Annotated in this window: 17 protein-coding genes and 2 tRNA genes; 3 read left to right on the top strand and 16 right to left on the bottom strand. The window is 46.5% G+C overall.

What is annotated here, in order from left to right:
• Window positions 1-51 precede the first annotated feature (51 nt).
• The 7 genes from JT26_RS05300 to JT26_RS05270 form a co-directional block, all read right to left on the bottom strand.
• Window positions 52-297 (bottom strand): GlsB/YeaQ/YmgE family stress response membrane protein, encoded by a 246-nt coding sequence (locus tag JT26_RS05300; RefSeq protein WP_036790334.1) that lies wholly within the window; start codon window positions 295-297, stop codon window positions 52-54.
• Window positions 298-393: 96 nt separating this feature from the next.
• Window positions 394-1,125 carry an MBL fold metallo-hydrolase gene (locus JT26_RS05295; RefSeq protein WP_052110375.1) on the bottom strand — a complete coding sequence of 244 codons (732 nt, stop codon included), beginning with the start codon at window positions 1,123-1,125 and terminating at the stop codon, window positions 394-396.
• Window positions 1,126-1,140: 15 nt separating this feature from the next.
• A complete protein-coding gene (locus tag JT26_RS05290; RefSeq protein ID WP_152566996.1) occupies window positions 1,141-1,827 on the bottom strand; it encodes an RluA family pseudouridine synthase in 687 nt (228 codons plus the stop codon).
• Window positions 1,828-1,844: 17 nt separating this feature from the next.
• On the bottom strand, window positions 1,845-2,591 hold the full coding sequence (fabG, locus tag JT26_RS05285; protein WP_036790328.1) for a 3-oxoacyl-[acyl-carrier-protein] reductase: 747 nt from the start codon (window positions 2,589-2,591) through the stop codon (window positions 1,845-1,847).
• A gap of 33 nt (window positions 2,592-2,624) precedes the next feature.
• Window positions 2,625-3,218, bottom strand: a complete 594-nt coding sequence (locus JT26_RS05280) for a TetR/AcrR family transcriptional regulator (protein ID WP_052110374.1) — start codon at window positions 3,216-3,218, stop codon at window positions 2,625-2,627.
• 22 nt (window positions 3,219-3,240) lie between these two features.
• Complete coding sequence (locus JT26_RS05275) at window positions 3,241-5,091, bottom strand: ABC transporter ATP-binding protein (RefSeq protein WP_036847400.1); 1,851 nt, start codon at window positions 5,089-5,091, stop codon at window positions 3,241-3,243.
• A 138-nt stretch (window positions 5,092-5,229) separates the two neighbouring features.
• Window positions 5,230-5,304 (bottom strand) — tRNA-Pro (locus JT26_RS05270).
• Window positions 5,305-5,487: 183 nt separating this feature from the next.
• On the opposite strand from JT26_RS05270, the gene aroC reads away from it, so the two are divergent.
• Window positions 5,488-6,579, top strand: coding sequence for a chorismate synthase (aroC, locus tag JT26_RS05265; protein ID WP_036847243.1), 1,092 nt, complete (start codon window positions 5,488-5,490; stop codon window positions 6,577-6,579).
• A 260-nt stretch (window positions 6,580-6,839) separates the two neighbouring features.
• Window positions 6,840-6,913: transfer RNA gene (locus JT26_RS05260), tRNA-Met, on the top strand.
• A 440-nt stretch (window positions 6,914-7,353) separates the two neighbouring features.
• On the opposite strand, the gene JT26_RS05255 is transcribed toward JT26_RS05260, so the two are convergent.
• The 8 genes from JT26_RS05255 to JT26_RS05220 all read right to left on the bottom strand — a co-directional run bounded on the left by JT26_RS05255 (window position 7,354) and on the right by JT26_RS05220 (window position 16,505).
• Window positions 7,354-8,103: a 2-phosphosulfolactate phosphatase gene (locus tag JT26_RS05255; RefSeq protein ID WP_081966391.1), complete on the bottom strand. Its 750-nt coding sequence runs from the start codon at window positions 8,101-8,103 to the stop codon at window positions 7,354-7,356.
• Window positions 8,104-8,183: 80 nt separating this feature from the next.
• Window positions 8,184-9,203 carry an OmpA family protein gene (locus JT26_RS05250; RefSeq protein WP_036847240.1) on the bottom strand — a complete coding sequence of 340 codons (1,020 nt, stop codon included), beginning with the start codon at window positions 9,201-9,203 and terminating at the stop codon, window positions 8,184-8,186.
• A 22-nt stretch (window positions 9,204-9,225) separates the two neighbouring features.
• On the bottom strand, window positions 9,226-11,511 hold the full coding sequence (locus tag JT26_RS05245; protein WP_036847394.1) for an outer membrane beta-barrel protein: 2,286 nt from the start codon (window positions 11,509-11,511) through the stop codon (window positions 9,226-9,228).
• Window positions 11,512-11,676: 165 nt separating this feature from the next.
• Complete coding sequence (locus JT26_RS05240) at window positions 11,677-12,561, bottom strand: nucleoside phosphorylase (protein ID WP_036847237.1); 885 nt, start codon at window positions 12,559-12,561, stop codon at window positions 11,677-11,679.
• On the bottom strand, window positions 12,554-13,552 hold the full coding sequence (gene floA / locus JT26_RS05235; RefSeq protein WP_036847235.1) for a flotillin-like protein FloA: 999 nt from the start codon (window positions 13,550-13,552) through the stop codon (window positions 12,554-12,556). The genes JT26_RS05240 and floA overlap by 8 nt, the downstream gene beginning before the upstream one ends.
• A gap of 26 nt (window positions 13,553-13,578) precedes the next feature.
• Window positions 13,579-14,070: an NfeD family protein gene (locus JT26_RS05230; RefSeq protein WP_036847232.1), complete on the bottom strand. Its 492-nt coding sequence runs from the start codon at window positions 14,068-14,070 to the stop codon at window positions 13,579-13,581.
• A 29-nt stretch (window positions 14,071-14,099) separates the two neighbouring features.
• Window positions 14,100-15,458 carry a hypothetical protein gene (locus JT26_RS05225; protein ID WP_036847229.1) on the bottom strand — a complete coding sequence of 453 codons (1,359 nt, stop codon included), beginning with the start codon at window positions 15,456-15,458 and terminating at the stop codon, window positions 14,100-14,102.
• A gap of 174 nt (window positions 15,459-15,632) precedes the next feature.
• The gene (locus tag JT26_RS05220; protein WP_036790302.1) at window positions 15,633-16,505 is read right to left on the bottom strand and encodes an RNA polymerase sigma factor RpoD/SigA; all 873 of its coding nucleotides are present in this window, start codon (window positions 16,503-16,505) and stop codon (window positions 15,633-15,635) included.
• A gap of 550 nt (window positions 16,506-17,055) precedes the next feature.
• Between JT26_RS05220 and JT26_RS10825 the strand changes: the two genes are divergently transcribed.
• Window positions 17,056-17,670: an HU family DNA-binding protein gene (locus tag JT26_RS10825; RefSeq protein ID WP_036847391.1), complete on the top strand. Its 615-nt coding sequence runs from the start codon at window positions 17,056-17,058 to the stop codon at window positions 17,668-17,670.
• A 142-nt stretch (window positions 17,671-17,812) separates the two neighbouring features.
• Here JT26_RS10825 and JT26_RS05210 read toward each other — a convergent pair whose 3' ends face one another.
• Window positions 17,813-19,336, bottom strand: coding sequence for a Do family serine endopeptidase (locus JT26_RS05210; RefSeq protein WP_036847226.1), 1,524 nt, complete (start codon window positions 19,334-19,336; stop codon window positions 17,813-17,815).
• Between the last annotated feature and the right edge of the window lie 129 nt (window positions 19,337-19,465).

The following is a 19,465-nucleotide window of genomic DNA, read 5'->3' as shown; positions in this document are numbered from 1 at the left end:
TTTCTTGTCTTTATTGGGAGGTCTCTTTTCTGTTTTTAGTCCGAAAAGCCTTTATTTCTTACGAAAGATATTGGCTACAATCAGAATGATGCAAGCTCCGATGAAAGACATAACGAACTGTCCCCAATTGCTATCGCCCACTTGAATATCCAACAGACTGTAAACCAAACTTCCGACAGCTCCACCCACGAGGCCGAGCAGAGTGTTTATAAATACTCCGAAAGAACGATCACGGAACAACTTGCCTGCTAAAAATCCGGCAACACAACCAATAATAAGTGATAAAATAAAACTCATAACCTGTAATGTTTTTGTGTGTTTTTAATAATAAGATAGCTCCAATCGGAGACCTCTACTATACAAATATAATATAAAATAGTGAGATATCGGGGATTATTTAAGGATTGCAGAGATCGTTCCTTGCGATGTATCCACAATCTTGAACCCGAATTTTTCTGAAATTGTCTCCAATTTTTTTAGGTTGTCAGGCGTACCATTCCAATGGATGGGTGCAAAATATCGGGTGGTGGTTACCGTTTGGAGAAACTCTTCCAACCCTTGAAGATAGTTGGGACCCAGGCGAAGATCGGTAGGGAACAGGAGCAGATCCATAGGATAAAGCTTATCGGCAGAGAGGTTTGCAAGCTCTTCTTTATATGCAGCCGCATACAGAGAGCGATAGTATTCGTTGGCTTCTTGATCCCAATGCCAATGGTTGAGATCGCCGGCGTAGAAAATTGTAAATCCATCCCGTAATCGGAGGTAAAAAGAGCCACCTTCGTCTGTCGATCCATACACCTTCAGGGATAATCCAACCCTTTTCAATGCATACTCTTCAAGGATAGAAAGGAATATCACATCGTCTATCCGATCTGCAGGAACACTCTCTCGTACCTGTTCGCAAAAGATATAAGTGGGATGAAAAGGCGTTAGCAGATCGAATATATCCCGGCTATAATGGTCGTGATGCGAGTGTGTGCAGAAAACAACAAGAGGCTTCTCATGAGAGAGAAGCCTCATTAGCGTGGGAGTTGTTTGGGATGAGCTGTAGAAGTCGAAGAGCAGAAAGCTCTCGTCTGTCTCTATCAAACAGGTGCTGTGAGCTATAAAGTGAAGAGTCTTCATCTTAAAAATGTGTTGTTACTTCTCGTTTGCCACTTTCCATGCACCGTCTATGTCCAAAGGATAAGGCGCGGTAATCGCTACCTCCTTGCCGGATATCGGATGCGTGAATGAGATTGTGCGTGCATGGAGACCGATACTCCCTTTTGGTCCGGATCGCTTCGCTCCATACTTCAGATCGCCTCTTATGGAAGATCCGATGGATGAAAGCTGGCAGCGGATCTGGTGATGTCTGCCGGTGAATAACTTTACTTCCAACAGCGTAAAGTGTGTACCCTGCTTCAATGTCCGGTAAGCAAGAACAGCTTCCCTGGCTCCGGGGCTGTTCTTACTTACGACATAGGATTTGTTTTGCTCTTCGTTCTTTTTGAGATAATGTACAAGCTTGGGATTCTCTTCCTGAACGGGAGGTTGCTCTACCAGTGCATGGTAAACTTTGCAAACCTTATCCTCTCTGAAAAGTTGATTGAAACGAGAAAGTCCTTTAGAGGTTTTGGCAAACAGCACAACACCGGAAGTGGGTCTGTCCAATCTGTGAATCACCCCCAAGAAAACGTTTCCCGGCTTATTGTCTCTCTTTTTGATGAAGTCCATTATGATATCCGGAAGAGTGGTATCTCCCGTTTTGTCGCCCTGAGTAATATCTCCGGGCTTTTTGTTTACCGCAATGATATGGTTGTCTTCGTAGAGAATCTCAAGCTTCATTACACTTATCTTTTAGATCAGATCTCCATCCCTCCGCAAACGGGAAGCACTTGACCTGTAACGTATGAGGATAGATCGGACGCGAAGAATACTACTGCGCCTGCAATATCTTCGGGTTGACCGGCTCTCTTAAGAGGCAATCCTGCAACCCATTGCTTCTTTGATTCTTCCGGAAGTTCGGCTGTCATGTCTGTCTCTATAAAGCCTGGTGCGATGACATTGACGCGGATGCCTCTTGAGCCCAACTCTTTTGCCACACTCTTGGAAAAGCCTATCAAGCCTGCTTTAGAGGCTGCATAGTTGGCTTGTCCTGTATTCCCGGAAATTCCCACTACGGATCCGAGGTTGATGATACTGCCTTGACGCGCTCTCATCATAATGGGAGTAACGGCATGGGTAAGGTTGAAAGCGGATTTCAGGTTCACATTCAGAACATCGTCCCACTGAGATTCTGTCATTCTCATGAGCAGTCCGTCTTGAGTGATGCCGGCATTATTGACCAGAATATCTATCTTACCGAAGTCTTTCATAACCTCTTCCACCAGCTGGTGAGCCGCTGTAAAGTCTGCTGCATCCGAGGCATAAGCTTTTCCTTTTACGCCAAGATTTGCTATTTCTTGCTCTACCGCTTCGGTATTGGCGTTAAGGCTTCTACCTGTAAAAGCGACACTTGCTCCATGTTTAGCCAGTTCGATTGCAATACCTTTACCTATACCTCTACTGCCACCGGTAACTAAAGCTACTTTTCCTTCTAAAAGTTTCATCTGTTTATTGGTTTTATTGTTGTGTTATTTCTGTTACTTGTAGTTGCCACACAGCCCATTCATGAAGAGTTTGCGTAGATCGATGAGATGGTTTTTCATCTCTTCGTTGTCCAGACTAATGAATCCTTTTATAAAAGGAACCTCTAACCCCTTGAAAGCACCCTGTATAATGTATGCCATGTACTTTACATCCCGTACCACATATATCTTTTTATCCACACCCTCTTGCAGGATCTTCTCTATCAGTCTGCGCTCTTTGATGTCGAACTTCAAGCGAGTACGCTCCACAAGCATGATGTCACGAAAGAAGTCTGCATCCAAAGAGCCGTTTCGCTTGACGATATTATCTATCGCCTGAAAGCGACGAAGAGCAAACCGGACCAGCTTATCTTGGGGAGGAAGATCTATCTCCGAAAACTCTCTAAGCTCTTCGTAAAGGGTGTCCAACTCTGTCTGCACCACAGCTGCAAATATCTCCTCCTTACTTCTAAAGTAGGTATAGAGAGTTCTTCTTCCTTTTTTTGCCGCTTGAGCTATGTCGTTCATGGTCGTTGCCTCTACTCCAATCTTCGCAAAAAGCTGGCGAGCTGTTTCTACAAATATCTTTCGTGTCTTTGATAATGCCATATCGGGAGCTGTTTAAGATAGATTAGAATTGTTGCATTTTGCATAATCTTGAGTAATGACCCTCAAGAGCAAGAAGCTGTTGATGCGTGCCCTGCTCCACGATTTTTCCTTCACTCAAAACGCATATAATATCGGCTTTCACAATTGTAGAGAGACGGTGAGCGATCACTACGGCTGTACGTCCTTTCATTAAGTTTTCCAATGCTTCCTGCACCTGCTTTTCGGAGGCGGTGTCAAGGGCGGAAGTGGCTTCATCCAGTATCAGCAGTTGCGGATTTTGAAGCACCGCTCTGGCTATGCTCAAGCGTTGCCGCTGCCCGCCGGACAGCTTTCCTCCTCTGTCGCCGATATTGGTGTGATACCCTTCTGCCATTTGAGAGATAAACTCATGGGCATTGGCAATCTTTGCAGCCCGCTCCACCTCTTCCTGTGTCGCATTAGGCACACCGAACGAAATGTTATTGAAGACGGTATCATTGAACAGAATAGCCTCCTGATTCACATTCCCCATTATCGAACGCAGGTCTGCCACCCGGAGCTGACGTATATCCTTGCCATCTATCTTTATGGAGCCTTCCGTTACATCGTAAAAGCGTGGTAGAAGATCCACGAGCGTACTCTTTCCGGAGCCGCTTTCGCCGACGAGGGCTATGGTTTTCCCTTTCGGTATCTCCAGGTTTATGTCTTGAAGCACCCACGATTGCCCGTAGCGGAACCAGACCTTATCAAACTTGATACTCCTGTCAAACGTAATCTCTTCCGGAGTTGCAGGGTCTTGTATAGGGTTTTCTGCGTTGAGGATAGAGTCTATCCGCTCTAAGGATGCCATGCCTCGCTGTACGGCATAAGCTCCTTTTGAAAGTTCTTTTGCCGGATTGATAAGATTATAGAAGATGATAAGATAGTAGATGAATGTCGCTGCTTCAAGAGAGTCGCTGCCTTCAAGAATAAGCGTACCACCATACCACAATACGATGGCTATCGTTGCCGTGCCGAGAAATTCGCTCATCGGATGAGCCAATATCTGGCGACGAGTAATGCGTATAGAGGTTCTCCGGAAAGTGTTATTAAATTCACCGAAACGTCTGTCCATCTTATCTTCTGCACGGAAAGCCTTAATAATGCGTAAGCCGCTCAGCATTTCTTCAACCATGCTCATGAGGAGTCCCCACTGTTGTTGTCCTAATAGGGAGGTGCGTTTCAGCTTCTTGCCTATTCGTCCCATGATATATCCGGCAATGGGAAGAAGTATGAACACGAAGAGGGTAAGCTGAGGAGAGATCACGATCATGCCTACGAGGAATATCGTGATCATTATCGGGTTCTTCAGCAACATATCCAAAGAGCTCATCACAGACACTTCCACTTCGTTCACATCACCTGCCACGCGTGCAATGATGTCTCCTTTGCGCTCTTCGCTGAAAAAGGAGAGCGGAAGAGAGAGCATCTTTCGGTAGAGTTGGTTTCTGATGTCCCGTACCACACCGGTGCGGATTGGAAGAAGTGCATACCCTGCAAGATAGGAGGTGCCAACCTTTAGAGCCGTCATTACCACAAGAGCCACTCCGAGAACTATCAGCGTATAGGAGCCGCCTTGGGTCTCTATCATTTGGGTCAGATAGTAGTTGAAGTTGTGTTTAAGTATTTCTGCCCCCTCTTTCAGACCACTCATAGAGCCAAGGCTAAGCTCGCTCCATGATCTCATGTCATACACTCCGGCGTCCAGCTTAAAGAGTATGCGCAGGATGGGCATGATGAGTGCAAAGGTGAAAAGATTGAGGATGGCGGATATGATATTAAGAAGAATACTCATCACCAAGTACCACTTATAGGGTGGCACAAAGCGTTTTATGAGTCCGATAAATTTCTTCATCTCTGCTGTTTTGTGGATATGAATAACAAAGATAACGATTTTTATCGTTAGGGATGTCCCTACACAGGACCATTTCAAAAGGATAGAATACGAAAAAAACTCAATCTCCTTGATGCGGAAATTGAGCTTCTCGATTTGTCGGGGTACCAGGATTCGAACCTGGGACCCCCTGCTCCCAAAGCAGGTGCGCTAACCGGACTGCGCTACACCCCGATAAGACAAGATCGTGAGACCCTTTTGTCTTTTGCTCTGCAAAGGTAAGACAACTTTTTTATTCTCGCAAGAGTCGGAGCGAAAAATCTCTTCTTCTCTCTCCGCTTTCTTCAATATCGCTATCTTTGAAGCGTAAGAAGAGGCAATTTCCCCTTGATAAACAGAAATTAAACGGCAATTATCATGAATACGATAGGCACACATTTTCGTCTTACGACCTTTGGAGAGAGTCACGGCGCAGCCATTGGAGGCGTTATAGATGGCTGTCCGGCAGGAGTGGCACTGCGCTTGGATGAAGTGCAGGAAGCTTTGGACAGGAGAAGACCGGGCAGTTCGGATCTTACCACGCCCCGTAAAGAAGAGGATCGGATAGAGTTTCTTTCCGGACTCATGGACGGCATCACCACAGGAGCGCCTATCGCTTTTCTTATCAGAAATTCGGATCAACGTTCCGGTGACTACTCTTCTCTCGAACAGGTTTACCGCCCTTCTCATGCCGACTATACCTACACAGCCAAGTATGGTGTACGGGATCATCGTGGCGGAGGACGCTCTTCCGCACGAGAGACAGCCGTTCGGGTTGCTGCCGGAGCCATTGCAATGCAGATCCTTAACGATATGGGGATAGAGATAGTAGCCTATACAGCTTCTGTCGGAAAGGTCTCCATGCCTCAGATTTACTTGGATTTTGTGATGAAAGAAGAGGTGGAGGCTCATGCCGTGAGAACGCCCCTCTCCCAAACTGCCCGTGAAATGGAAGAGGAGATAAAGGCTGCAAGAGAGGAGGGAGACAGCGTTGGAGGTACTATTGTCTGCATTATTCGGGGAGTTCCTCCCGGATGGGGAGCACCTTTGTATGATAAATTGAGTGCAAAACTCTCTTCTGCGATGCTCAGCATAAACGCTTGCAAGGCATTCGAGCTGGGAGACGGCTTTGCCGGATGCCATGCCAGAGGAAGCGAGCAGAACGACTCCTTTGTGCCGTGTCCGCACTCTCCTCGTGGCATAGCCACGCTTTCCAATCACTCCGGAGGTATTCAGGGAGGTATTTCCAATGGAGAAGTGATCCGTTTCAGAGTAGGATTCAAACCGGTTTCAAGTATTTCAAAGAAACAGCAGAGCGTGAATAAGGCCGGAGAACAGGTGGAGATCGAAATTGCCGGACGGCACGATCCGTGCGTCTTGCCTCGTGCCGTCCCTATCGTGGAGGCTATGGCTGCTCTGGTTTTGGCGGATTCTTATCTCGCTTCTTTGGGAGACAGACGAGGGGGATAACGTCTTGATGCACCTTTTTCCCACTTTAACTCTTTTGGGGAGGATATTAGTAGCAGCATGGTCTCAAGGTAAAAAAGAGTGAGGAATAGGTCGTCAATACAGAACCGTCTGTATCGTAACGGATGCGGAACAGGCAGAGATTCAAATTCTAAACATTGCCGTAAATGACAGATCACTTCTCGAATATGGCTGTTGCAGAGAAAAAATAGGGAATTGGTGTTGTGAGTTCAAATCTTTTGACTTATCTTTGCACAGCAAACGGCGAGATAGCTCAGATGGTTAGAGCGCATGATTCATAATCATGAGGTCCCGAGTTCAATTCTCGGTCTCGCTACTTCTTTAGAAGGTGTCGGAGAACATCCCGGTGGATGACGCTTCGACACCTTTTTTGTTACCCTCTTTCTGCTCCTCCGAATAGGTCGTCCGAATGCGATAAACAGCTCTTACGGAGGGTTTTGAAGTGTCTGGCTTCTCCTGATTTCTGTTTCCTTTTTTCTCTTTACGGCAAGAGGGTCGGGTATGATGCTTGATGAGAAAAGAGGTAAAAGGGTTCGGAAGTTTTGCCGATAAGGTTCAATAAAAGGTGTAAAGAGGTTAAAATTTTCAGATCAAGGTTCGAGTTCTACAAAACAAGGCTTGGTCTCCAAAAATTGTGGTTTGGTTTTTGGAGACCAAGCCTTGTTTTTATCCCTTGTATCTGTTTAGCGAAACTTTTGAACGGGTTTAGCCCTTTTCCAAAAAAGGATAAAAGAAGTTTGCATACAGCTTTGATGCCTATCGTCTCTGCTTATCCACTATCATGGTTTCGCCTTTCACGTTTTGGCAGACGGGAACGACGTCCCAAATGCTCTGCTTCAGGCAGTAGGCGGCATCTTCTTCCAGTCCGATAGCTTCGAGCCGAGCGTAGTGGTCGGTAGTGGAGAGATAGAGAGCCAACTCCTCATTGTGGTCGTTCCAAATGGTGTTCATGGATCTTATGGAGTCCGATAGCGGAGTGAGGTCGGCAAGTCTGCTCAGAGAGCTGTACAGCGCACCGGCAAACAGGGAGTCTTCCAAGCTCATCTTGTCTCGCCATCCGGCTGCAAGGATCAGTACCGTTCCGGTGTGCCGGGCAAGGTAGCGGGCGAGGGCTTCGATGTTGATAAATGCTCCGACCAGTACTTCTTCTTTTGCTATCTTCATCGCTTCCGCCAAGGCGTGAGTGCCATTGGTGGTCGTGAAATATATGAATCTGCCTGCCACCCAATGGGGCTGATACTCGCAGGGAGAGTTGCCGCACCGGGCAAAAGAGCATCTGCGTGCGTCTCTCTCCGCGCCTACAATCTCTCCCATTGCGGCTTTGGCTTCTGCCTTTTCAAGAGAGTCGAGCGGATAGACCGCTTTTGCACCATTACCCAGCATCGTTACGATGGTGCTGCTTGCACGCCAAACATCCACGACAACCACTCTATCCACACCTTCCGAGTAGGGAGGGAGTAGAAGGGGAGAGATGCAGAGGTCTATTTTGATTTTGTTTCTCATCATTGGTTTTTGCAAGAAAAAGCCCGAAGCAACTCCATGGGAGAGTCTTCGGGCTTTGAATATAAGATCGGATCAGACCGATTTTAGTCGTTATCAATAGAGACAATCTCCACACGTCTGGCTTGTGCCGGAGAGGATGTTACACTGTCTATACCACCCATGTAAGCATCTATGCGAGACGGTGCTATGCCTTTATCCATGAGGTAGCGCTTTACGGCTTCCACTCTCTTTGCGGAGAGAGCATTGTTCTTAGCCAGATTTCCCTCAGGGGAAGCATATCCGTTGAGACGGATGCGTTGGTCGGGATAGGTTTCCAGGTAGACAATCACTTGCTTCAGAGCTGTCTCGTACTCTCCGGAAATCTTGTCCGAACCTACGGGGAAGAAGATCTTGTGAGAGATGCGAGGCGTTCTTGCCTGTGCCACTTGGATATACTCCACGATGGTATCCTTAGGAAGATTTTTGGCATCAATCGTAAGCTCTACCTTTGCGGCTCTCTGATCTTGAGGTGATGCAGGAGCAGAAACCCTCTCTTCCACCAACGGAAGAGCTGTTTGGGGTTTCATCCGGCTCTCTTCTCTGAGTATCGGAGGCTCCACTACCGAACGAGGAGGTTGCGGAGCAGTGTTTACGATAACAGGTGCCGATGACGGCAACACAGCAGGAGCAGCACCGGACTCCGGTAAGATAAGTGTCTGGAGGACTTGCGGAGGCAGCTTGCTGTTGTTGGCTACCATTAGAAGTAAGAGCCTTTCAAGGCGATCCAGGCGAGCCTCAAGGTGTCCGCTGTAACTCTTTGCCAACGCTTCGTCTATCATCTTGCGCTTGAGAGCCTCTATTTTGGTGCGCATCACAAGAGCATCCAACTCTCTTTGAGATTCGATGGAGTCTCTTTTGAGGGCGGCGGTTACAAGCTCCGTAACCAGGATTTCTGCCTGTTGGCGTGAGATCGGGATAAGCTTTTCTCCCTCTCCCGGACGTAGTACACTGGTCTTGCGAACCTTCTCTTTAGACTCTTTTTTGTGTACAACCTCCTTCTTCTGTGCCCATACAAAGCCGGGCACAGAGAGAAGAAGAATAGCTGTTATAAGTATTTTTCTCATAATCTAACATCGAATTTTGGGGTTAGAATACGAAGCGATATCCTACTGTAATCTGGTTGTTTTGGAATAAGTTGCGTGTAGAATAGTCCACGAAGATAGAGTTATCACCTACCTTAAGGTTGGTTCCGAGTATGATGTTACTACCGGCTCTCATCGTGTCGTATTGCTTAAACAGTCCCAATCCAAAGCCAATGTAAGGTTGGATAGGCGAATCTGCAGGAAGCGATATATTGTATATCACATTACCGGAAAGACCATAACCGGTCTTTTTGCCCAATGCTATGAACAGTTCGGGAACGAAGTCAAAGTTGGTATCGCTCACTTGCAAGTAAGCACGGAGACCAATATTGGCTGAAAGTTGTTCACCGAAGTTTACTCCGACGATAGGTGCCAAAGTGTTGTATCTGAGGAATGCGGTTTTGGTGGAAGTCTGATAAGCGTCTCCCTCCATCGACTTTGAAATCACTCGGCGTCCCTCTTTGGCATTTGGTTGTGTCGCATGTTCCGGATTGATGATCACCGGTTGGGCAGGAGCAACAAGCGGTGTGGACTGTCTTGGTTGTGTAGGCATGATAACCGTTGTAGAGGGTTGCGGCTGCACGTTGGAGCGGAGAAGTGTGTCGTAGTTTCTGTCCATCTTTTCTATGAGAGCCTTAAGCTCGGCTACCAAAGCATCGTTGGAAGATGGTGCCACACCTCTTTGATCTTGACGGAGAGCCGATAGAACCAAAGCAAAATCTGCGTCCGAAACAGCGTGGCTTCTACGTGATTTTCTTTGTGTAAGCACTTTCTCTACTACTCTGTCCACAAGCTCTTCAAACTCGCGAGCTGTCATTGTTTCACTGCTTCTCGGTTGAGATACGGTTTCTATCTTCTTGCTTGTAACGCTCTTTTCTTCCAAGACCTCTTTGCGTTGCTCCATAAGTGTTTCCACTTGTGCGTCATCTCCTGCCTTTAGAGCTTCTGCAAGCTGTCGGTTGATAGCGGCAAGCTTGTCTTCATACTCGGCACGAAGTGCATTGATCTCAGCATTGCTTCTCACTCTCTCTCTTTCCAAAGCAGAGCCGTAAAGCGTAGAAGCACTCTTGACAGGAGCACCAAGATTGATGCGTAAACCTGCTGTGTACATCATGTTGGCTTTTACTTGAGAAGGCGTAACGATCTTTTCGGGAGAAACATCCTGCTTGGACATCAAGATGGCATTGGCTGTACCGTAAAGAGCAAAGTAGCGAGAAAGAGGGATTTCTATACCTGCTCCTGCCTGTGCAAAGAGATTGTTTTTGTTGAAATCGGTTTGATTGATTTCCTTTTCATCTTTTCTTGCATCGAGATAGCCGGCACCAAACTGCAAGTAAGGTACAACGCCGCGAGGCTGATTGAGGCGTGCAATCACGTTAGCCCCGTACATGCGCAACTCTTTATTGAACTTCGTGGAGAGTTTGCCCGGTTCTTCTGTCGCCTGATAGTAGTAACCACGTATGCCGACAAGGGAAGAGAAGTCTATTCCGGCAGAACCTCCCACAAACCATTGGTCTTTATACGGGAAGTTTTCATTGAAGTCCATGAAGGCTACACCCGGTTCAAGAACAAATTTGAGTCCGCGTGCAAAACCTCCTGTATAACTGTCACGGACACGTCTGTCCAAGGATGTGTTCAATCTTGGATTGGATCCGCCAAGGTATATATCCAGAGATGCAAGAGCAGAATAGTTCTTCAAAAACTCGTTCTTGTTCTGTGTATGCGGATTCAGATACGCATTCGTCGGGTCCATATTGAACAGTAGCTGCTTCGCTTCTAAAGAGAAGACCACGCGCGGAGAGATATTCATCTTGAGACCTGCACCCAAAGAGGCATAGATCTGTTGCTCTTTATGCGCTCTGGCGTCCGTGCCTTCTGTCAATGGATTATAGTCGAAATACTGAATACCGGTCCCTGCCAATATATAAGGAGAGAACGATACGCCGGAGAATATATTGAGCTTGGCTTCTCCTCCAATGCGTGTGATATCCAACGAGTGATTAGGTAACTTTTCTGCAAGATTGTCTGCAACATTCCAGTTGAGACTTTTAAGTTTTCCTTTGAGGTCGAAAGATTTTTCGGCAATAGCTCTCAGCTCGAAATGCGGACCAAATCCAAATCCGGCACGAAGCCCATAGAACATATTGTTTTCAAGATTGATATTTTTATTCCACCATTGGTACTCGATCAAGGGAGAAACGGTTACGCTGACGTCTCTTACCTGAGCATTTGTAATTCCAAAAGCGGAAGCCCCAATCAGAAGGGCGGTCAGTAGATGTTTTCTTTTCATGGTTATAAAATTTAGAACATTACGAATGTGTTTATCGTAGTAGATAACTCCTTCAGTGTAGTACAAAGATAGTAAAAATATATAAAAGGAAAGCGGTATTCTGAAATTGAATACCGCTTTTCCTTCTTTTATATACAAAAACCACTCTCGGTTTTGAGCGTTTTATCAGATTCTTTCCAACACAATCCGGATAAGGTTTTGTAAAGATTGTTTATAGTCGACATTCATTTTTTGAGCCTTTCTTCCTGCTATTATACAACAGACTGTGAGGACATTGTGTCCCAGTACAGCCCCTATGCCGGCAAGGGCAGAAGACTCCATTTCAAAGTTTGTGATGATCCGGTTATTCCATGAAAATGCCTGAATCTTCCTGTTTAGATCCGGGTCTGCAAGTTCAAAGCGTAACTTTCTACCCTGTGGAGCATAAAATCCGTTTGCGGCAATGGTAACGCCTTTTAGTATATCATCTTTACAGATTCTGTCTACAAGCGGATCCGGAGCCTCTACAACGTATGGAAGAAGTCCTTTTATTTTCCAGTCCAACTGCTTCAGAAGCTCTTCCTCAAATGCCAAATCGCAAACCTGATCCCGACCTGCGTAGAAGTTCAATACGCCATCAAAACCTATTGCATACTTTGCCGCTACGTATGTCCCTATCGGAGAGATGTCCTGAAGCCCTCCGGATGTTCCGATACGTATAATATCGAGCTTGCGAAATTCCTCTTTAACCAAACGGGTATCAAAGTCCACATTAGCCAACATATCGAGTTCGTTCACTACGATCTCTATATTGTCTCCACCGATTCCATGGGACAAGACCGTGATGCGCTTGCCTTGATACTTTCCGGTAATCGAATGAAACTCCCGGCTGCTAATATTACACTCAATATCTGTAAGGAATGAAGCGATGTTGTCTACACGTGCCGGATCTCCGCAGACAATGACTTTATCTGCAAGATGTTCGGGTTTCATATGCAGATGGAATATGGATCCATCGCTGTTTATGATCAGTTCCGACGGCGGAATAGGCTGCTTACTGTTGTTAAGCATCTTTTTCGTGATTTTTGGGTTTAACATCAAGCGGTTTCGCTATACTCTCTCTCATGGAAGTGTCGGCCTGAATATTTTTCAAGTGATAATAGTCCATGATACCGAGATTTCCGCTTCTGAATGCTTCGGCGATAGCTTTAGGCACTTCTGCTTCTGCTTCTATCACCTTCGCTCTGGCTTGTTGGGCAAGAGCTTTCATCTCTTGTTCGCTTGCCACAGCCATGGCTCTGCGCTCTTCTGCCTTTGCTTGTGCGATGTTCTTGTCCGCTTGAGCTTGGTCCATTTGCAGTACCGCACCGATGTTTCGACCTATATCTATATCCGCTATATCTATGGAGAGGATTTCAAAAGCCGTTCCGGCATCGAGACCTTTACGAAGAACCAGTTTTGAGATAGAGTCCGGATTTTCGAGGACACTCTTATGGCTTTCGGATGAACCGATAGAAGAGACGATACCTTCGCCTACACGAGCCAAAACGGTCTCTTCTCCTGCTCCCCCTACAAGTTGTTTGATGCTTGCACGAACGGTTACACGAGCTTTGGCAATGAGTTGGATACCATCTTTAGCCACGGCTGTTACCGGAGGAGTATCTATCACTTTCGGATTTACAGACATCTGAACCGCTTGGAAGACATCTCTACCGGCAAGGTCTATTGCGGTAGCCATTTGGAACGGAAGGTCTATGTTTGCTTTGGAAGCAGATACCAGAGCATGTACCACCTGCTCTACGTGTCCTCCTGCAAGGTAGTGGGCTTCGAGTTCATCGCGTGTGAGTTGGAGGTCTGCCTTGTGCGACTCGATCATCGCTCTCGTTATCACATGAGGAGGAACATTTCTGATGCGCATCAGAAAGAGTTGCAACAGAGAAATTCTCACTCCCGACACACGTGCGGATATCCATAGCAGCACAGGGAAATAGATAAGAAAAATGGAAAGGAGGATGATAGCCACAAAGGCAACCCCTATCCAGAGATAAAATGTTTCTTGCATAGTTATATGATTTATATGTTGAGTTTTTAATGTTGATCGGCTATTCTCCTGACGAGGATCTTACCACTTTCGAGGCGAACAATCTCCACTCTTTCGTTTTCATCTATCAAACCTTCGAGCGATGTAGCCTCCACAATCTTTTCCGTATTGTCTAAGAGAATGTTTCCGGAGAGAGCAAGTCGGCTTGTGGTCTTGCCTGTCATTCCCACTGCAACGCTTCCTGCTTCATTCGGACTCTTACCTTCTATTTTAGAGCTAAGCCCTATCTTATCCAATGTTTTCGTTTTCGATATCCAGTATGCACCGATGAAGAAGAGCAGCAGGCTGAGAAACAGCAGCGATAAAGCCACTATCGGAGAGATGGTATAGGAAAAATAGAGCAACCATATAAGCAGTGCCACAGAGAGTGTCCCGGCAATGCCCCAGCCCGGAATAAAGAACAATTCTGCCAAAGCCAGTGCCACAGCAAGCAGTGCGAACAGTAGCAGAATAAGAATAGTGGTTACAGGAAGTATCATGATCTTTATATTTTGATATGGTGTTTATATTACGATTCTATGGAAGATATTATCATGTTCTTCAGGGATTTGAGTCTCTTTTGCAGCTCTTCCCTTTTCCCCTCCAGATGGAGGATGGATTGGCTCACGCTCTTATATCGGGGACTCTCTTTGGAGATCGTTTTATACTCGTCCCTCAAACGCTTTAGCCGTTCGGCATCGCTCTGCATCTCTCTCAATGTCCTGCTGTATTCTTGTGTCAGCTTAGAGTGTGAAATATATACCGCTCTTCCGGATGCAGTGTAAAACAGAGGTTGTTCGGACTTTGAAGTATCATCATAGCTCTCCCTCTTTTTGCCCGAAGCCTCTCTTAGCGATACTCTCCGGTCGCTCCAAGATATACGCTCCATCATTCGGTGTTCTCGGAGTGTTGCAAAATCTGTATCCGGAGAAGCCGACTTTGTTTCGGATGGTCTGAAAGCATATAATATATATGATGGTTCTCCTTCATCCTTCAAGGTGTTTCTGTTGGAGAGGAAGAATGCGAAGTCGTTCTCTTCATCATTCATGTAGGCAATGTCATCCGCATAGCTGCTAAACGGCATCGGGAGCTTTTGGGAGCGCAGGAAGCTGTTATCGCTTTCGCGGAACATGGTTACATACAGATTGCTTCTGCTCCCCGGAATGGTATCCTTATAGGAGTAGTAGAGTGTCTGTCCGTCAGGCATCAGGCACAGCCAGGAGATCTCTCCATCGGTAGGAAGACCTTCGGGTACAGAGCTGTATCCGGTGTCTCCACTCTCTTTGTCGGGAGACTCAAACCAGACCACCACTCGGTCTGTCCCCGTTTCGGGATTTCTTTCCACTTTCCAGGTCCGGTAGTCTCCGCGTATGTGGAAAGACTTTTCTCTGAACGAAACACTCTTTGCCCCTGTTTGGACAGCCGGTATTTCCGGCAAAACGTCTCCTATCTCCGAGGCAGAAAGATGCAGCGTGTCTATCAAAGAGAGTATCTTGATGCTTTGCAGCGCTCTCTTTTCCTGTTCGATCATCCGTTCTGTCTCTTGAATTTTCTTTTTGATGGCGTCGGAAGCTCTTCTGTTCTTCTTTATATCGGTCAGCTGAGCTTCTGCCTGTGCGAACAGATGACTTTTCACAAGAATCTGCACCACATCCAGACGCTCCATCGGTTTCCTTTTCAAGGAGGGCAGAAGCTTTAACCCTGCCTCTGCGGCTTCGTCTACCCGCCCTTGTTGGGCAAGAGAGCCGACCTGGTCAAGCGTTTGAGCATTCATGCTCATCGGAGTAAGAAATAGCAGCCCCGACAGCAAGAGCAATGCCCAAGCCTTTATACCTGTTTTGGCTGAAGCATTGCCTATGATATTTGTTTCTATATTTTGTCCTTTCATAGCATTCCAAAGTTAATTAAATCTTTTGAAGAATAGAGCTATTTTGCCTCTTCATTCGGATAGGTAAAAGCTCATGTCTGCTTTCTCTATCTCGTGCCTCCATATAGAGGAACGGGTACCGAAGACTGCTCTTCGATACCCGTTCCGGTTGTTTATGAGGGAAAAATCTTTTTCTTATCCCAAATAAGACTTCAGAAGGACACTTCTATTGCCCTGTCTTAGTCTGCGGATGGCTTTCTCTTTAATCTGCCTTACGCGTTCTCTTGTAAGCCCGAAACGAACACCGATTTCCTCCAATGTCATTTCCGGACAACCGCCTATTCCGAAGAACATCTTGATTATATCGCTCTCTCTTGGAGTGAGTGTCGAAAGAGCTCGTTCTATTTCCAACGATAGAGAGTCATTGATCAGAGTTCGGTCTGCATTAGGAGCATCATCATTCACAAGTACGTCCAGCAGGCTGTTATCCTCTCCTTCCACGAAAGGCGCATCTACAGAAAGCTGTCGTCCGTTTATTTTCATTGTCTCGTTTACCTTGTCTTCCGACATCTCCAGTGCTGCTGCAAGCTCTTCGGATGATGGTTTGCGCTCGTGCTCTTGCTCGAACTTCATCACCGCTTTCTGGATCTTGGAGATATTGCCGACCTGATTGAGAGGCAGACGAACTATTCTCGACTGTTCTGCCAATGCTTGAAGAATGGATTGGCGAATCCACCACACGGCATAAGATATAAACTTAAAACCTCTGGTTTCATCGAACTTCTCTGCTGCTTTGATCAAGCCTAAGTTCCCTTCGTTGATAAGGTCGGGAAGGCTCAATCCCTGGTTTTGGTACTGTTTTGCCACAGACACAACAAAACGAAGATTCGCTCTCGTTAGTTTTTCCAATGCGGCTTGGGAGTTTTCATCATTGCGATGAATGGCTTGCGCCAACTTTACCTCCTCTTCCACCGTGATAAGTTCTTCGCGTCCGATCTCTTGCAGATACTTATCCAAAGAAGCACTTTCACGATTGGTTATAGACTTCTGAATCTTGAGTTGTCTCATTATCTAATGATAGTTATACGTAGTAGGGGAAAATTACTGCAAAGGTAGTAAATAACGAACAATTAACCAAAAGCAAAATGGCAGTATGGATAAACCTCTTTTTCTACCGAACCGGAGCTTCGGATCATTGTGGAAAAAACATTCCGAACATTGGTTTCAAGCTCTTGCAATGAGGAAGAAGAGCCTTTTTGCACTCCTGAAAAAGATAAGCATGAACGGGGAAAACGCCTGTTTGAAGGGTGGCAAATTTCTGCCTGTGCCGTTTAAGAAAAGCTTTTATATCCGTTCGGAAACTGTTTTTAATCCGTTTACAAATCTGTCCGAACAGCTAAAGATCTTCTTTTCAAGGTTTGACTTGCAGAGGTCGTGTCTCTGTTTTTGGAAGTCAAGTCTTGTCTTGTGGAAACCAAGGCTCAATTTTCACGAATTTCGACGAGATTTCCGGAAAACAGCAGAAGATGGCAACATTTTGAAGCGTTTGGCAGAACCTCCGAACAGGGCAAACTACTTTTGTGATCGCATTAACCATAACTTCAAAAACAGAACAATCATGGCAGAGTACAGAATGAGAGAGATGCCCGACCTGGGCAAGACCGGCAAGCAAGTGAAATATCCCAAGATGGTCATCATACAACAGCTTGGATTGGAACATCTTGCAAAAGAGATCAGTGAGAGTTCGAGCTTCACTCCGGGAGATGTGAAAGGAATCGTTACCGCTCTTTCACAGAGCATTGCCCGCCTTATAGCGCAAGGCTTTTCCGTAAAGGTGGATGGTCTGGGTACATTTTCCGCTTCTTTGGGACTGAAAGAGGGAACAGAGCCGGAGAGTGTTGCCGGTAAACGAAATGCGACAAGCATAGAGATGAGGGGTGTTAATTATCGGGCAGATAAGGAACTTATACGGAGAGGAAACAATATCTGCTCCTTGAAACGAGGGCATAGCCGCATCTATACGGATGCTTCCACCGGAGAGGCAGAGCGTCTTGCGGTTGCTCTGAAACATATTCGGGAGGAGGGTTTTCTGAAAGTAAAAGTCTATGCCGTCCTTACCGGACTTTCGGCTTCTACCGCAGGACGGGAGCTGAAAGCCTTTGCGCTCTCCGGCAGACTGCGATGCCGAGGACAGGGGTCGCATATCTACTACCTCTCTCCTGCGGAAGAATAGGCCTCTAAGATGCGGATGCTTCTACATTTGTGCGTATAAAAAAGCTCTCTCACAAAGCCGGTGTCTACCATGGAGGTGGACAAACTTTGTGAGAGAGCCGTCTGTCTTGTCAAGGATCTCTCTTTCCTGAACCTCTAAAGGTTTAGGAGAGATCTATTGCAAAGTATTTTCTTTCGCCATTAGGCTGCAACCCTTTGATGAACAGTACTTTGTCCGAAGAAGATGAAGCGATTACCTCGTTCACGATACGCTCCATGTCTTCCGGTGTCTGCACTGCAACATTGTTCACGGAAAGGATGATGAAGCCTTTGCGAATGCCTGCCTTGCTGAGTCTGCCGTCGTCCACGCCGGCAACTTCCACGCCGAAATCTATGCCGAGGCTCTTTCTCTTTTCGGCAGAAAGTGCTCTGAACGCAGCACCAAGCGAGTCGAAAGAGGCTTTTCTTACCACTTCCGTGTTGCCTTTGCTGTTTTTAAGGGCAACATTCAGCTCCATACCCTTACCTTTTCTATCTATTCGGAGCTTCACCTGATCGCCCGGACGATATTTGGAGATCTGCTCTTGCAGTTCGGAGATACTGCGAATCTTGGCACCATTAACCTCTGTGATGACGTCCCCGACCTGAACACCTGCCGCTTTGGCCGGGCTGAAATCGGCAAACTCCTGCACTACCGCTCCCTCGGAAACCTTGAGACCGAACTTCTCTTTAGAGTCCGAATCTATATTGCTTCCGACCACTCCGAGTATCGCACGCTGTACCGCTCCATACTGCTTGAGGTCTGTAACCACCTTGGAGGCAATGGATACGGGAATAGCAAAGGAGTAGCCGGCAAACTGTCCGTTTTGAGAGTAAATCATGGTATTGATTCCTACCAATTCTCCTCGTGTATTGACGAGAGCGCCACCACTGTTACCGGAGTTTACCGCTGCATCCGTCTGGATGAACGAAGAGATTTGCTGAAGATTGCCGGAAGGCATACCGTTTCGTCCCTTCGCACTCACGATGCCGGCAGTTACCGTAGAGGTCAGATTGAAAGGGTTTCCGACAGCCAATACCCACTCTCCCACTTTCAGTGCTTCGGAGTCTCCGAACGGGATTACAGGCAGATCTTTGGCTTCTATCTTGAGAAGAGCCAAATCGGTAGCCTTGTCCGTTCCGATGATCGAAGCGTTGTACTCCTTGTTGTCATTGAGTGTGATGGTGAGCTTGTTCGAGCCTTCTACCACATGGTTATTGGTTATGATGTATCCATCGGAAGATATAATCACTCCCGATCCCATGGAATAAGAGGGTTGTGGCTGTATTCGACGAGAACCTTGTCCCGGACCGAAGAAAAACTCGAACGGGTCTATAAACTCTTCTTGTGCTCTGCGACCGGAACGAGAAGTGTTTCTGGAAAGTTCTGCACGGATATGCACTACTCCGTGCACACTCCTTTCTGCCGCTTCCACAAAGTCTTTGGGCAGTCCGGCAGGAGCGAGTGCCACCTGCTGCATATTACCTTCAAAAGCAGCTGAAGGCGTTCGGCTGTTTCCGATAGCGTGAGAGTCTCCCACGTGTGTCCCTCTCAGACCTGTATATCCCGCATATAAGCCCACTGCCAATACCGCACTGAGGCAGGAAGATCCGATGATGGCAAGAACAAATTTGGTGTTTGTCTTCATGATTAAAGCTTTTCTTAGTTATGTGTTTTTGTTGTATGTTATAGATTTCAACTCTTTCTTTTGATCGATTGGATGCAAAGTAAGCAAATAAAATGATAGATTTAACATAGTAAAGACCTGTTTTTAGCA

The sequence above is a fragment of the Porphyromonas sp. COT-108 OH1349 genome, from assembly GCF_000768755.1.
GTDB lineage: Bacteria > Bacteroidota > Bacteroidia > Bacteroidales > Porphyromonadaceae > Porphyromonas_A > Porphyromonas_A canoris.
The sequence above is the reverse complement of the archived record's forward strand: the minus strand, read 5'-3'. Positions and strand labels throughout refer to the sequence as shown.

Coding starts and splice junctions, on each gene's coding strand:
- JT26_RS05275 (WP_036847400.1), bottom strand. CDS start 5,091: ATGAAGAAATTTATCGGACTCATAAAACGCTTTGTGCCACCCTATAAG.
- JT26_RS05245 (WP_036847394.1), bottom strand. CDS start 11,511: ATGAAAAGAAAACATCTACTGACCGCCCTTCTGATTGGGGCTTCCGCT.
- JT26_RS05225 (WP_036847229.1), bottom strand. CDS start 15,458: ATGAAAGGACAAAATATAGAAACAAATATCATAGGCAATGCTTCAGCC.
- JT26_RS05250 (WP_036847240.1), bottom strand. CDS start 9,203: ATGAGAAAAATACTTATAACAGCTATTCTTCTTCTCTCTGTGCCCGGC.
- floA (WP_036847235.1), bottom strand. CDS start 13,552: ATGCAAGAAACATTTTATCTCTGGATAGGGGTTGCCTTTGTGGCTATC.
- JT26_RS05300 (WP_036790334.1), bottom strand. CDS start 297: ATGAGTTTTATTTTATCACTTATTATTGGTTGTGTTGCCGGATTTTTA.
- JT26_RS05220 (WP_036790302.1), bottom strand. CDS start 16,505: ATGAGACAACTCAAGATTCAGAAGTCTATAACCAATCGTGAAAGTGCT.
- JT26_RS05210 (WP_036847226.1), bottom strand. CDS start 19,336: ATGAAGACAAACACCAAATTTGTTCTTGCCATCATCGGATCTTCCTGC.
- JT26_RS10825 (WP_036847391.1), top strand. CDS start 17,056: ATGGCAGAGTACAGAATGAGAGAGATGCCCGACCTGGGCAAGACCGGC.
- fabG (WP_036790328.1), bottom strand. CDS start 2,591: ATGAAACTTTTAGAAGGAAAAGTAGCTTTAGTTACCGGTGGCAGTAGA.
- JT26_RS05255 (WP_081966391.1), bottom strand. CDS start 8,103: ATGATGAGAAACAAAATCAAAATAGACCTCTGCATCTCTCCCCTTCTA.
- JT26_RS05280 (WP_052110374.1), bottom strand. CDS start 3,218: ATGGCATTATCAAAGACACGAAAGATATTTGTAGAAACAGCTCGCCAG.
- JT26_RS05295 (WP_052110375.1), bottom strand. CDS start 1,125: ATGAAGACTCTTCACTTTATAGCTCACAGCACCTGTTTGATAGAGACA.
- aroC (WP_036847243.1), top strand. CDS start 5,488: ATGAATACGATAGGCACACATTTTCGTCTTACGACCTTTGGAGAGAGT.
- JT26_RS05230 (WP_036847232.1), bottom strand. CDS start 14,070: ATGATACTTCCTGTAACCACTATTCTTATTCTGCTACTGTTCGCACTG.
- JT26_RS05240 (WP_036847237.1), bottom strand. CDS start 12,561: ATGCTTAACAACAGTAAGCAGCCTATTCCGCCGTCGGAACTGATCATA.
- JT26_RS05290 (WP_152566996.1), bottom strand. CDS start 1,827: ATGAAGCTTGAGATTCTCTACGAAGACAACCATATCATTGCGGTAAAC.